Source organism: Sulfitobacter sp. 1A13679, assembly GCF_043557115.1.
Classification (GTDB): domain Bacteria; phylum Pseudomonadota; class Alphaproteobacteria; order Rhodobacterales; family Rhodobacteraceae; genus Sulfitobacter; species Sulfitobacter faviae.
Genome location: NZ_JBIFFO010000003.1, coordinates 16880 through 28979 on the forward strand (window position 1 = coordinate 16880; position 12100 = coordinate 28979).

Annotated in this window: 13 protein-coding genes; 4 read left to right on the top strand and 9 right to left on the bottom strand. The window is 61.9% G+C overall.

The window, feature by feature from the left end:
• The 3 genes from mutT to ACGYLA_RS03255 all read left to right on the top strand — a co-directional run bounded on the left by mutT (position 1) and on the right by ACGYLA_RS03255 (position 2440).
• Positions 1-399, top strand: a complete 399-nt coding sequence (gene mutT, locus ACGYLA_RS03245; RefSeq protein WP_067264286.1) for an 8-oxo-dGTP diphosphatase MutT — start codon at positions 1-3, stop codon at positions 397-399.
• A 320-nt stretch (positions 400-719) separates the two neighbouring features.
• Positions 720-1637 (top strand): diacylglycerol/lipid kinase family protein, encoded by a 918-nt coding sequence (locus ACGYLA_RS03250; protein WP_394430286.1) that lies wholly within the window; start codon positions 720-722, stop codon positions 1635-1637.
• On the top strand, positions 1634-2440 hold the full coding sequence (locus ACGYLA_RS03255) for a metallophosphoesterase family protein (RefSeq protein WP_394430288.1): 807 nt from the start codon (positions 1634-1636) through the stop codon (positions 2438-2440). Before ACGYLA_RS03250 ends, ACGYLA_RS03255 begins: the two co-directional genes overlap by 4 nt.
• A gap of 9 nt (positions 2441-2449) precedes the next feature.
• On the opposite strand, the gene infB is transcribed toward ACGYLA_RS03255, so the two are convergent.
• The 6 genes from infB to pip all read right to left on the bottom strand — a co-directional run bounded on the left by infB (position 2450) and on the right by pip (position 9742).
• Complete coding sequence (infB, locus tag ACGYLA_RS03260) at positions 2450-4918, bottom strand: translation initiation factor IF-2 (protein WP_271692644.1); 2469 nt, start codon at positions 4916-4918, stop codon at positions 2450-2452.
• Positions 4919-4927: 9 nt separating this feature from the next.
• Complete coding sequence (locus ACGYLA_RS03265; RefSeq protein WP_394430290.1) at positions 4928-5548, bottom strand: RNA-binding protein; 621 nt, start codon at positions 5546-5548, stop codon at positions 4928-4930.
• Between the two features lie 20 nt (positions 5549-5568).
• On the bottom strand, positions 5569-7197 hold the full coding sequence (gene nusA, locus ACGYLA_RS03270) for a transcription termination factor NusA (RefSeq protein WP_271688605.1): 1629 nt from the start codon (positions 7195-7197) through the stop codon (positions 5569-5571).
• Positions 7197-7775 (bottom strand): ribosome maturation factor RimP, encoded by a 579-nt coding sequence (rimP, locus tag ACGYLA_RS03275; protein ID WP_067265355.1) that lies wholly within the window; start codon positions 7773-7775, stop codon positions 7197-7199. The genes nusA and rimP overlap by 1 nt, the downstream gene beginning before the upstream one ends.
• A gap of 135 nt (positions 7776-7910) precedes the next feature.
• A complete protein-coding gene (locus ACGYLA_RS03280) occupies positions 7911-8774 on the bottom strand; it encodes an ABC transporter substrate-binding protein (RefSeq protein ID WP_394430292.1) in 864 nt (287 codons plus the stop codon).
• Positions 8771-9742, bottom strand: a complete 972-nt coding sequence (pip, locus tag ACGYLA_RS03285; protein ID WP_271688608.1) for a prolyl aminopeptidase — start codon at positions 9740-9742, stop codon at positions 8771-8773. Before pip ends, ACGYLA_RS03280 begins: the two co-directional genes overlap by 4 nt.
• A gap of 48 nt (positions 9743-9790) precedes the next feature.
• Between pip and ubiG the strand changes: the two genes are divergently transcribed.
• Entirely contained in the window at positions 9791-10561 is a 771-nt protein-coding gene (gene ubiG / locus ACGYLA_RS03290) for a bifunctional 2-polyprenyl-6-hydroxyphenol methylase/3-demethylubiquinol 3-O-methyltransferase UbiG (protein ID WP_394430294.1), read from the top strand.
• Here the strand turns inward: ubiG and ACGYLA_RS03295 are convergent.
• Genes ACGYLA_RS03295 through grxC form a run of 3 tightly spaced genes read right to left on the bottom strand, consistent with a single transcriptional unit; the run spans position 10536 to position 12075 of the window.
• The gene (locus ACGYLA_RS03295; RefSeq protein WP_067265366.1) at positions 10536-10976 is read right to left on the bottom strand and encodes a MarR family winged helix-turn-helix transcriptional regulator; all 441 of its coding nucleotides are present in this window, start codon (positions 10974-10976) and stop codon (positions 10536-10538) included. The two genes, ubiG and ACGYLA_RS03295, sit on opposite strands and share 26 nt — an antisense overlap.
• An 11-nt stretch (positions 10977-10987) precedes the next feature.
• Positions 10988-11818 (bottom strand): carbon-nitrogen hydrolase family protein, encoded by an 831-nt coding sequence (locus tag ACGYLA_RS03300; protein WP_394430296.1) that lies wholly within the window; start codon positions 11816-11818, stop codon positions 10988-10990.
• Positions 11815-12075, bottom strand: coding sequence for a glutaredoxin 3 (gene grxC / locus ACGYLA_RS03305; protein WP_067941907.1), 261 nt, complete (start codon positions 12073-12075; stop codon positions 11815-11817). Before grxC ends, ACGYLA_RS03300 begins: the two co-directional genes overlap by 4 nt.
• Positions 12076-12100: the final 25 nt, after the last annotated feature.

The window sequence follows — 12100 nt, forward strand, 5'->3', positions numbered from 1 at the left end:
ATGAAGACAGTGCTGGTTTCCGCCGCGGCCTTGATCGACATCGATGGCCGCGTGCTTTTGACCCAACGCCCCGAAGGCAAGCCGATGGCGGGCCTTTGGGAGTTTCCGGGCGGCAAGATCGAACCCGGAGAGACGCCAGAGGCGGCGCTGATCCGCGAGTTGCATGAGGAACTGGGGATCGAGACATGGGAATCCTGTCTTGCCCCGCTGACCTTTGCCAGCCACAGCTACAGTGATTTCCACCTTCTGATGCCGCTGTTTGCCTGCCGCAAATGGGGCGGCACACCGGTTTCGCGCGAGGGGCAGACCCTGAAATGGGTGCGCCCGAACGAAATGCGCGCCTATCCGATGCCCGAGGCAGACGTGCCGCTCATATCAATATTGCGTGATTGGCTCTAGCGCAGAGTGGCAGAATTGCACTAGTGATCGCCAATCGCTCAGCATGTTGCGGATTTTTTAACCGAATGCGCACCATCCTGAGGCAGAGTTGTAACATCTGTATGAAAGGGTGCCGACATGTTGAGAACCATCGCAATCGGAAGTTCCATTTACGTTCAGGGTATCTTTGTAAAAATGTTGGCAGGCGGTCGCATGGCCGTTCAGGTCGACGGGAAGATTTTCGAAGGCAGGCCTGTCTGAAAAATCTCATCGGAACGCCTATTGAGGTGAACAAATAGGCGTTCCACCGCGTTTTCCCCGAGCATTTGGCAGGGGAAACTATGTCACCGAAGCGCGCTATCGTCATTCTGAACCGCGGTTCAGGCCGTCAAGACGGTGACCAAGCCGAAAACACGATCCGATCCGCCTTTGCGCGGCATGGGATCACGGCGGAATTAATTCACATCGACAAACGCAACGACCCTGCCAGCGCAGCGCGCGAAGCCCTGTCTAGCGGCGAGGGGATCATCGCCGTCGCGGGCGGGGATGGCACAATCTCGGGCGTATCCTCGGCCATGGTAGACCATGACTGTCCGCTCGGCATCATCCCGCAGGGCACCTTCAACTACTTCGCGCGGTCGATGGGCATTCCAGAGAACCTTGAAGAGGCGGTCGACGTCATCGCCGCTGGTGACAGCCGCCCGGTGCATGTGGCGACGATCAACGGTGAGACCTTTTTGAACAACGCCAGCATCGGGGCCTATCCCGCTATCCTCAAAACGCGCGAAGGCATCTACCGTCGTTGGGGACGCAGCCGGATCGCCGCCTATTGGTCGGTGATCAAAGCCTTGATGGATTTCCGCACCTCGCTCAAACTGACTATCGTGGTCGACGGGAAAGAGAGCCAGTTGCGCACCCCGCTGGTCTTCGCGGTGAACAACGCCTTCCAATTAGATCAAATGGGGCTCGATGGGCAGGACTGCATCGCGCGCGGTGATATGGTGCTGCTGGTCGCCCCTGACACCTATCGCTTCGGCCTGCTGCGCCATGCGGTGGCGCTGGCGACAGGCCGCGCGAAACACCACACGGACTATGAAATGCTCTGCGGGTCCGAGATTGAGATACGCATGAAGCAGCGCAAACGCTATGTCGCGCGGGACGGAGAGATTGCGGTAATGCGCGGCCCGTATCGGCTCACCCGTGCCAGTTCGCCCATTCATATCTTTGTCCCCTCCACGACCGGGAAGACCGTGCGATGAGCCGTTTGATCCACCTATCCGACCTGCACTTTGGCAAGGACCGTCCCGACCTTTTGGTGCCGCTCCTAGAGGCGGTGAATGGCTATGACCCCGATCTGGTGATCATCTCGGGCGACCTGACCCAACGGGCGCGGGAAAAGGAATATCGCGCCGCGCGGGCCTTTATCGACAGGATCAACGCACCGGTGCTGAGCGTGCCGGGCAATCACGATATTCCGCTGCACCGCCCCTTTACCCGGTTTTTCGCCCCGTGGCGCTATTACCGGCGTTGGATCGATCACGACCTTACGCCGGTGCATGAGGGGGCGGATTTTGTCGCCGTGGGGATCAACACCGTCGACCGGTTCAAATGGCAGACCGGCAAACTGGGCCTGCGCCGTTTGGGCCGCGCCTGCCGCGCCTTGTCGCGCGGGGGGGAAAAGACCCTGCGCATCGCGGTTTGCCACCATCCGCTGGATCACCCCAACGAGACCCACAAGAAACCCATCCCCGGCGCGAAACGCGCGCTGAGGCGGCTCTTGGACTGCGGGGGCGACCTGATCCTCTCGGGTCATCTGCACATCTGGCACGCGGGCACCTTTGCCCATCCCGCGCCGGAGCATGACGGTCATCTGGCGATTCAACTGCACGCGGGAACCAGCCTGTCTTCGCGCCAGCGGGGGGAGCCCAATGACTTCAACCTGATCGATATCTCTCCCCTGCACGTCAATCTGGCGCGGATCAGTTTCGATGACAGTAAGAAGGCCTTCACAAAAGCAGAAGCCCGGCAATTCGACCGGGCCTCTGGGGAATTCATCTTGTAAACGCTTGGCTTAGGCCAAAGTGCGGGTCACTTCTTCGCGCTCGAAAATCTCGATCACATCGCCGGGGCGGATGTCTTCGTAGTTTTCAAATGCCATGCCGCATTCCTGACCGGACTGAACCTCGGGCACTTCGTCTTTGAAGCGCTTAAGCGTTTTCAGCGTGCCTTCGTGGATCACGACGTTGTCGCGCAACAAACGCACACCGGCGCTGCGGCGGGCGACGCCTTCGGTGACCAGACAGCCTGCGACTTTGCCCACACCGGTGACCTTGAAGACTTCTTTGATATTGGCGTAGCCAATGAAGTTCTCTTTGATCTCGGCGCTCAGCAAGCCGCTTGCGGCCGCTTTCACGTCATCCACAAGGTCATAGATGACCGAGTAGTAGCGGATTTCGACACCCTTCTGGTTCGCCGTATTCCGGGCCGAGGCATTGGCACGCACGTTGAAGCCCATGATCGGCGCGCCTGAGGCTTCGGCAAGGCCGACATCCGTCTCGGTGATCGCGCCCACACCGGAGTGCAGAACCCGAACGCGGACTTCGTCGTTGCCGATCTTCTCCATCGCCTGAACGATCGCTTCGGCAGAACCCTGCACGTCGGCTTTGACCAAGATCGGCAGCTCGCTGACGTTCTCGTCGGCCTTGGCGTTGGCCATCAGCTGTTCCAGCGTCGTGGCGGCACCGGCAGCGGCGCGTTTGTCCTTGGCGGCCTGCGCACGATACTCGGCAATCTCACGGGCCTGCGCTTCGGTCTCGGTCACGTTCAGCACGTCCCCGGCCTCGGGCGTGCCGTTGATGCCCAGCACCTCGACAGGCACCGAAGGCCCGGCTTCTTTGACGCGCTCGCCTTGGTCGTTGATCAGCGCACGGACCTTACCGTATTGCTCACCCACGACGAAGATATCGCCCTGACGCAGCGTGCCGTTCTGAACCAGCACAGTCGCGACGGGGCCGCGGCCCACGTCAAGCTGCGCTTCGATCACCGCACCCACGGCGGCCCGGTTCGGGTTCGCCTTCAGTTCGAGGATTTCCGACTGCAGCGCGATGGCTTCGAGCAGATCGTCCAGACCTTGGCCTGTCGCTGCCGAAACTTCGACGTCTTGCACATCGCCCGACATCTTCTCGACGATGACTTCGTGCTGAAGCAGATCGGTACGGACCTTGTCGGCATTGGCGGCGGGTTTGTCGATCTTGTTGATCGCCACGATCATCGGCACCTTGGCCGCTTTCGCGTGGGCAATCGCTTCGATCGTCTGCGGCATCACGGCGTCATCCGCCGCGACCACCAGAACCACGATATCCGTGACCTGAGCCCCGCGCGAGCGCATGGAGGTGAAGGCCGCGTGGCCGGGCGTGTCGAGGAAGGACAGCACGGTGCCATTGTCGGTTTTCACCTGATAGGCGCCGATGTGCTGGGTGATGCCACCGGCTTCGCCCGCCACAACCTTGGCGTTGCGGATCGCGTCCAGAAGCGAGGTTTTGCCGTGGTCGACGTGGCCCATGATCGTGATGACCGGGGGACGCGATTGCAGATCCTTCGGATCGTCCTCGACCTCTTTAATGACATCTTCGACATCGGCGTCGGAAACGCGCACCACTTTGTGGCCGAATTCCTCGATGATCAGCTCGGCTGTATCGGCGTCGATGGTTTCGTTCTGGGTCACCATCAGGCCGTTTTGCATCAGCGCCTTGACCACCGCGCCGGTCTTCTCGGCCATACGGTTGGCAAGTTCAGAGACCACGATGGCGGGCGGCAGCTGCACGTCGCGCACGATCTTTTCACGCTCGACCTGACCACCCATCGCCTTTTGACGGGCACGTTCTTGCTTGCGTTTCATCTGCGCCATGGAACGCTGACGGCCACCTTCGCCACCGGCAAGCGCCTGATTGACGGTCAGCTTGCCCGCGCGGCGGCTGTCGCCACCCTTGCTGCGCTTCTTGCTGTCGTCGCGGTCACGGTCCGTGGTTTTGCGCGGCGTAGCGGCGGGCGCAGGTTTGTTGCCCGGCTCGCGTGCAGCGGCAGGTTCCGGCGCGGGGGCAGCAGCAGCCGCTTCGGCCTCTGCCTTGCGGCGGGCGTCTTCCTCGGCCTTGGCTTTGAGGCTTTCTTCGCGCTCACGCTCTTCGCGTTCCTTGGCCTCAATCTCGGCCCGGCGACGCTCGCGCTCTTCGGCGCGGGCTTTTTCCTCGGCTTCACGCTGCGCGGCTTCCTCAGCCTCACGGGCCTTGGCGGCCTGAACGGCCTTCAGACGGCGCTCCATCTCGGCATCGGTGATGCCTGCGGGGCGCTTCTTGGGATCCCCAATTGGCCCGGCGCCCGGACCTGTTGATTTCTGGCCACCCGGTTTGGGCACCACAACACGCTTGCGCTTGGTTTCGACCACAACGTTTTTGGTACGCCCGTGGCTAAAGCTTTGCTTTACGTTCCCCGGACGTGCGCCACCGCGCAGACCCAATGTTTTCTTGCCGTCACTATCGCTCATGAAGCTCGTCTATCCTTTCGGATGGCCGTTGCCACCCTCGTTTACGCGCACGCCTTTAAGTCTACCGGCTTCCTCTACAACACGTTGCGTGAGTCCACCAGAGGCGAGCGCCCCATGTATCACAGTTTGGCGACCGAATGCCAAACCCAATTCATCGGCTGTCAACCAGCCGATGTAATGACCATAGTGTGGGGTGCTCAGCTTGGACTTGCCGCGCCCTGACCCATCTACGGCCTGTATCAATACTTCGGCCTCTTCGGTTTGCAACCAACCCTTGACCTTTTCGTAACCGGCGACCGCCTTGCCCGCCTTGCGCTGGAGCGAGATCAGCTCGACCACCCGGCGCGCCAACTGCTGCTCGACCTCGTCGACCAGCCCGTCGGGCAGGGTGACCGGCTGTTTCGCCGAGCGGGAAAAGGCCTTTTTCTTGATGGCCAATTCCAGCGCCGTACGATCCGCCGCGACATAGATGCCCCGGCCCGGCAGTTTACCCAGAATATCCGGGTAAACCTGATTGTCCGGGCCGACCACGAAACGGATCAACCCGTGTTTCGGCTGCACCTCGCCCGTGGCGATGCACTTGCGTTCCGCACCGTCTGACCGGTCATTCGAGGCGCCACCGCGTCCCATGTGCAACCCCCGAGGCCCGCTTAGGCCTCGGCCTCCTCGGCGGTTTCGCCGTCTGTTTCTACGTCGTCTTCTTCCGCATCGCCTTCAAGCTCGGTCGGGTCGACCCAGCCCAGCATGACGCGGGCGGTCATGATCATGGCCTGCGCATCTTCGAGGCTAACATCGAAGGGCTCAAGCGCGCCGTCGTCTTTGACACGCTCGCCATTGACCGTGGTCCAGCCGCCAGCCAGTTCCCAATCGGCACAGGTGGCGAAATCTTCCAGCGTTTTGACGTCGTCCTTGGCCAGCGCTTCTATCATTTGGGGGGTCAGCCCCTCAAATTCAACCAGGCTGTCTTCGACACCCAATGCGCGGGCGTTATCAAGCGCCGCTTTGTTCTGCGCTTCGAGCACGTCACGGGCGCGGGCCTGCAACTCACCCGCCGTGTCTTCGTCCACACCGTCGATGACCAGCAGCTCGTCGACTTCGACATAGGCCACTTCTTCGAGGTTGGTGAAACCTTCGGAGACCAGAAGCTGGGCGAAGAATTCGTCGAGATCGAGGTTGTCCATGAACAGCTTGGTGCGCAGTTCGAACTCGGCCTGACGGCGCTGGCTTTCCTGCTCTTCGGTCATGATGTCGATGTCGAGACCGGTCAACTGCGACGCCAGACGCACGTTTTGACCACGGCGACCAATCGCAAGCGACAGTTGCTCTTCAGGCACGACGACTTCGATCTTACCGGCTTCTTCATCGAGAACCACTTTCGACACTTCCGCAGGCTGAAGCGCGTTCACAAGGAAGGTGGGCTGGTCTTCGTTCCACGGGATAATGTCGATCTTCTCGCCCTGAAGCTCGTTCACAACGGCCTGCACGCGCGAACCACGCATACCAACACAAGCACCGACGGGGTCGATGGAGCCGTCATGCGAGATCACGGCGATCTTGGCACGCGAACCGGGGTCGCGGGCGACCGCTTTGATCTCGATGATGCCGTCGTAGATTTCGGGCACTTCCATCTTGAACAACTCGGCCATGAACTCAGGCGCGGTGCGGCTCAGGAAAATCTGCGGGCCGCGCTGCTCGCGGCGCACGTCTTTGATGTAGACGCGGATGCGGTCGTTCGGGCGATAGCTTTCGCGGCCAATCTTCTCGTTCCGGCGCAGGATCGCCTCGCCGGCACCCACGTCGACGATGACGTTGCCATATTCCTCGCGCTTGACCAGACCGTTGATGATGGTCCCGGCGCGGTCTTTGAATTCTTCGTACTGGCGGTCACGCTCAGCTTCGCGGACCTTTTGCAAGATCACCTGCTTGGCCGACTGCGCCGCGATCCGGCCCATTTCAACCGGAGGCACTTCCTCGACGAAAGTGTCGCCAACCTTGGGGTCGGCCATGTACTGCTTGGCCTGCTCTACGGTGAACTCGGCCTGATAGTTCTCAAGCTCATCATCCTCGACCACGGTGCGGACGCGGGTGAAGGTGGCCTTGCCGGTCTTGCGGTCGATGTCGACCCGGATGTCCATCTCGGCGCCATAGCGGGACTTGGCGGCACGGGCGAGGGATTCCTCCATCGCTTCGACGACCAGACCGGGGTCGATCATCTTCTCGCGCGCCACCGCCTCGGCGGTTTGCAACAGCTCAAGCTGGTTTGCAGATGTAATGGCCATTAGGTGTCTCCCTCAGCAGACTCTTCAGTCTCGATATCATCAAAATCGGTTTCGTCGATCGCACCAGACGCTTTGCGCTGGCGGAGCATTTCCTTGATCAGGTCGTCAGTCAGCACCAGCTTGGCATCGCTGAGCCAGTCGAACTGCAATCCGATGGTGCCTTCTTCGACATTGATCAGCACTTCGCCGCCCTCGACGCCAGCCAACTCACCCTTAAAGCGGCGGCGGCCGTCAATCAGTTCGGTCGTCTCGATCTTGGCCTCATAGCCTTCGAAGGCGTCAAAATCCTTAAGCCGCGTCAGCGGTCGGTCGATGCCGGGGCTCGACACTTCGAGCGAATACTCATCCAGGATCGGGTCTTCGACATCCAGCACGGCGCCGATGGCCTGCGAGATCTTGGCGCATTCATCCACTTCGATCCCGCCCTCCGGCCGGTCGGCCATGACTTGCAGGGTGGTGGACTTGCCCGACATCAGGCGCACGCGCACCAGTTCAAAGCCCATATCCTCGATCACCGGGGTGATGATCTCGGCCAGGCGGCGGTCGATGGCGGCTTTGGCGATCAGGTCATTCGACATGAGACATCCATTTTCACTGGGCACAAAAAAACGGGCGCGCGGCCCGTTCACGAATTAGGTGGAGCCTTCGGTGTGGACCCGAAAGCGCCGCTGTTGAGGGGATATAGGCCGAATGCGGCGAAACTGCAACCCCTCTCAGCCGAACCACCACCGCTCGGGCGCGCGCAGGTTGTCCATCGGCGCTTGGCGTCCGGGGTTCGGCGGCTGGCGCAGATCGCCCGACAATGCGCTGACCCCGCCTGCGCTATCAGCCTGAAGGGTCACATCCCCCCGGTCGCGGTAACGGGGCCGCGCGGGTAAATCCGCTGCATCAACAAGCCCTTCGCTCAGCGCCTGCGCCCGCACCTCACGGGCGGGGAGCGACACCAGTTCGACCGTATCGAACCACCCGGCGGTGCCGTCCTTGTAATGCATCTCTACCCGTTCGGCCAAAACCTGACGTCCAGCGGAAAAGCGCCGCAGACGGTAAAGGCCGGTGCCAATCCCGGCCTCGGGCGCATGTGCGGGGCGGATCACATAGCGCGATTGCGCCAGCAAGAGCGGCAGGTCAGGATTCGCCGCCGCCAATGTGACCTGCACTTGCAGATCGTCCTGAACGGCGACCTCGGCACCGGCCAGCAGACCGCGCAGACTGGCGACCACATCGCGGGCGGTCAGGGGGCTGCCGTCGTGAAAACGCACATCGGGGCGCAGATCGAACTGCCACTGCCGCGCGCCGTCGCTGGCCTGCCAGCCAGTCGCCAACTCACCCATGAGGATGCCATTGCCGGTGACTTCGGTCAGCGTGTCAAAGATCATTCCCTGCCGCGCGACCTGCATAAACAGCCCGTCGCCTTTGACCCAAGTGTCGTCACGCGTGGCACCCGAAAGCGCCAGCCGCAAACGGCCCCCACGCCGGGGCGGCTCCCCCGCGCTGGCACCTGTCGCAGCCAGCAGGGCCGCCGCCGCACCCGTGGTGAAAAGCGCCCGGCGATCCAGCAGAGAGTTACGCCCGCTCATCGCTGCCCGATCCTATCCATCGTGCGCACCAATTCGGCACTGATCCCCGGCTCCGACAAGGCGTGGCCCGCATCCCGGATCATCCGCAGGTCGGCATTAGGCCAGCGTTCGGCCAGCGCATAGGCCCCCGCAGGCGGGCAGATCATGTCATAGCGCCCCTGCACGATGACCCCCGGGATATGCGCAATCCGCCCCATATGTTCGAGGATCTGACCGTCGAACTCCAAAAAACCATTGTTGGTGAAATAATGGTTCTCCAACCGCGAAAAGGCCCGCGCATAGGCCGATGGCCCGCCATGCGACACCCCATCGGAATGCACCGAGGCCAGCGCGTTCTCCCAAGCGGCCCATGCGCGGCCATAGTCCTGCTCGACCCGCAGATCGCCCGAGAACAGCCGCCGGTGATAGGCCGCAATCAGATCGTCACGCTCATCTTCGGGGATCAGGTTCACGAAACGCGCCCACAGTTCGGGCCAGAACCGCCCGGCCCCGCCGCCGTAAAACCAATCAAGCTCGGCCTGCGTCATCAGAAAGACGCCGCGCAGGATCAGATGGCGCACCGCTTCGGGGTGCGCTTGGGCATAGATCAGCGAAAGCGTCGCGCCCCAAGAGCCGCCAAAAACCATCCATTTGTCGATGCCGAGCGTGGTGCGAATCAGCTCGATATCGGCGACCAGATGCCATGTCGTGTTGTCCGTGACCGACGCATGCGGGGTGGAGCGCCCGCATCCGCGCTGATCGAACAGCACCACACGGTAGACCTTGGGGTCGAAATACCGCCGCATCGCCGGGCTGCAACCACCGCCGGGGCCGCCATGCAGCACGACAACGGGGATGCCATCGGGGTTGCCACATTGCTCGACATAGACCTGATGCCCTTGCCCTACGGACAGCATCCGCTGGTCGAAAGGCTCAACCGGCGGATAAAGATGCGGCGCGCCGCGTTTTTGGTCGGGATACTTGTCCATTGCCGCCCTATATAGTCATTGAACCCAAAAGAGCACAGGGAGATCAGAATGCAAGCGGATCAATCAACCATCGACCCCGCCGAGATCGCCAAATTCGAAGCCATGGCCGCGGAATGGTGGGATCTGAACGGCAAGTTCAAACCGCTGCACATGCTGAACCCCTGCCGGTTGGACTATATCACCAGCCAGATCGCGGGGGAGTTCGACCGCGACCTGACGGCCCCTGCCCCCTTCGCGGGGCTGCGGATCCTCGACATCGGCTGCGGCGGCGGGTTGCTGTCCGAACCGATGGCGCGGCTTGGGGCCGATGTGGTGGGCGCGGATGCGGCGGCGGGCAACATCCCCGTGGCGCAGATCCACGCGCAGCGATCGGGGCTAGAGATCGACTACCGCCACACCACCGCCGAAGACATGGCCGAGGCTGGTGAGAAATTCGATGTGGTGCTGAACATGGAGGTGGTCGAACATGTCGCCTCTCCCATCGACTATCTGATCGCTTGCCGCCGCCTGCTGAAACCCGGCGGGCTGCACATCTGTTCGACCCTGAACCGCAATCCAAAGTCCTTTATGATGGCGATTGTCGGGGCCGAGCATGTGATGCGCTGGCTGCCCAAGGGCACCCATGACTGGAACAAGTTCATCACCCCAGATGAACTCTTTGACCTGCTGAGCCGCGCCGGGTTGGAGCCGGTGGATCGCAAAGGTTTCGTCTTTAACCCCGTCGCATGGTCGTGGCGGCTTTCGGATCGGGATTTAAGCGTGAACTACGTCACCGCCAGCCTTAATCCGGGCCTCAACCCTGGCTCAACTGACGCCTGAGCGCGCGCAGGATCGGGAGCGTGGCGCGGACCTGTTCTTCGCCAAGCTCCCCCACCACGTTTGAGATCATCGGCGTGATCGCATTCACCGCCGCATCCCGCGCCTGCCGCCCGGCGGGGCTGATCGCGACCATTTTGCGCCGCGCATCGTCCCAATCGGGGCGGATATGGACGTAGCCGGCCCACTCCAGCTTGCTCAGCGTGTTGGTCATGGCGCCGCGCGTGACGTTGAAAGTCTCGGCCAACTGCGCAGGTGAGCGTTCCCCGCCGTGCCACGAAAGAGAGTTCAGCACCGAGAAATGCGAAATCTCCATCCCCCGCGGCAACACCCGTGTCAGGCGACTGCGCACCGATTGGTCCGCGGCCAGCAATTCTCCGAACAACATGATCGCAAGGGTGTTTTTATCGTCGGTCATTTTCGGTCCGGTCAGGGCGCGGCAAAGGGGCGGCGGTTGGCAAGGCTGGGCACTTTGGCGCGGGCCTTGTCACATTCTTCCATGTCCATGTCACAAAAGTAAACGCCGGGGGCTGTCCCGGCATCCAACACCACCTCCCCCCAAGGGGCCACGACCAGTGAATGCCCATAGGTATCGCGCGTCTTATGTTCCGCACTGGCATGGGTGCCGGTCTGCGCCGGGGCCAGCACATAGCAGCCATTCTCGATCGCCCGCGCCCGCAGCAGACTGTGCCAATGCGCGGCCCCGGTGACCGGAGAGAAGGCCGCAGGCATGGTCAGGATACGCGCGCCCGCCTCGGCCAAAGCTTGATATAGCGGCGGAAAACGCATGTCATAGCAGATCGACATGCCGATCTTGCCAAACGGCGTCTCGGCCACCACGGCCTTGTCGCCGGGGCGGTAGCCTGCGGACTCGCGGTAGCTTTCGGTTTCGTTGATATTTACATCGAACATATGGATCTTGTCGTAACGCGCGACGATCTCCCCCTCCGGGGAAATCAGGAAAGACCGGTTGGCAAAGCGCCCGTCCCCCTCACGCGTTTTCAACCCGAGCGAACCGATCAGCAGCCAGATGCCCGCCTTCGCCGCCTCTTCGCGCAGGGCGGCAAGGGTGGTGTCGTCTTCCTCATAGGCAAGCACCGCTTGCTGGTGGCTGCGGCTGGTGCTGACGCAATTCGTCACCTCGGGGGTCAGGACAAACTCGGCCCCGCCCGCCACCGCCTCGCGCAGCAGGGCGCGGGTCTCGATCAAGTTGGCGGCGGGATCGTCCGAGACGTTGAGTTGCAGCAGCGCGATTTTCATCTGTCTTGCAGCAGCGCGTCGAGTTTGCCGGCACGGTCCAGCGCATAAAGCTCATCACAGCCGCCCACATGCACGTCGCCGATAAAGATCTGCGGCACGGTGCGGGCACCGCCTGCCCGCTGGATCATCTCTTTCTTGCGCTCAGGCTCCGACAGCACGTCGACTTCGTCAAAGGCTGCGCCCTTTTGGGTCAGCAGGCGTTTGGCGGAATGGCAAAAACCGCAGAGCGGCGACGTATAGATTTCGACAGGTTGCATAGGATCACCCTTTGAACAGTTAACG

What these genes read in the sequence shown, in the direction of transcription:
- ACGYLA_RS03265 (WP_394430290.1), bottom strand. Translation starts at nt 5,548, where the DNA reads ATGGGACGCGGTGGCGCCTCGAATGACCGGTCAGACGGTGCGGAACGC.
- grxC (WP_067941907.1), bottom strand. Translation starts at nt 12,075, where the DNA reads ATGCAACCTGTCGAAATCTATACGTCGCCGCTCTGCGGTTTTTGCCAT.
- ACGYLA_RS03250 (WP_394430286.1), top strand. Translation starts at nt 720, where the DNA reads ATGTCACCGAAGCGCGCTATCGTCATTCTGAACCGCGGTTCAGGCCGT.
- infB (WP_271692644.1), bottom strand. Translation starts at nt 4,918, where the DNA reads ATGAGCGATAGTGACGGCAAGAAAACATTGGGTCTGCGCGGTGGCGCA.
- rimP (WP_067265355.1), bottom strand. Translation starts at nt 7,775, where the DNA reads ATGTCGAATGACCTGATCGCCAAAGCCGCCATCGACCGCCGCCTGGCC.
- ACGYLA_RS03295 (WP_067265366.1), bottom strand. Translation starts at nt 10,976, where the DNA reads ATGACCGACGATAAAAACACCCTTGCGATCATGTTGTTCGGAGAATTG.
- ubiG (WP_394430294.1), top strand. Translation starts at nt 9,791, where the DNA reads ATGCAAGCGGATCAATCAACCATCGACCCCGCCGAGATCGCCAAATTC.
- mutT (WP_067264286.1), top strand. Translation starts at nt 1, where the DNA reads ATGAAGACAGTGCTGGTTTCCGCCGCGGCCTTGATCGACATCGATGGC.
- ACGYLA_RS03255 (WP_394430288.1), top strand. Translation starts at nt 1,634, where the DNA reads ATGAGCCGTTTGATCCACCTATCCGACCTGCACTTTGGCAAGGACCGT.
- ACGYLA_RS03300 (WP_394430296.1), bottom strand. Translation starts at nt 11,818, where the DNA reads ATGAAAATCGCGCTGCTGCAACTCAACGTCTCGGACGATCCCGCCGCC.
- nusA (WP_271688605.1), bottom strand. Translation starts at nt 7,197, where the DNA reads ATGGCCATTACATCTGCAAACCAGCTTGAGCTGTTGCAAACCGCCGAG.
- ACGYLA_RS03280 (WP_394430292.1), bottom strand. Translation starts at nt 8,774, where the DNA reads ATGAGCGGGCGTAACTCTCTGCTGGATCGCCGGGCGCTTTTCACCACG.
- pip (WP_271688608.1), bottom strand. Translation starts at nt 9,742, where the DNA reads ATGGACAAGTATCCCGACCAAAAACGCGGCGCGCCGCATCTTTATCCG.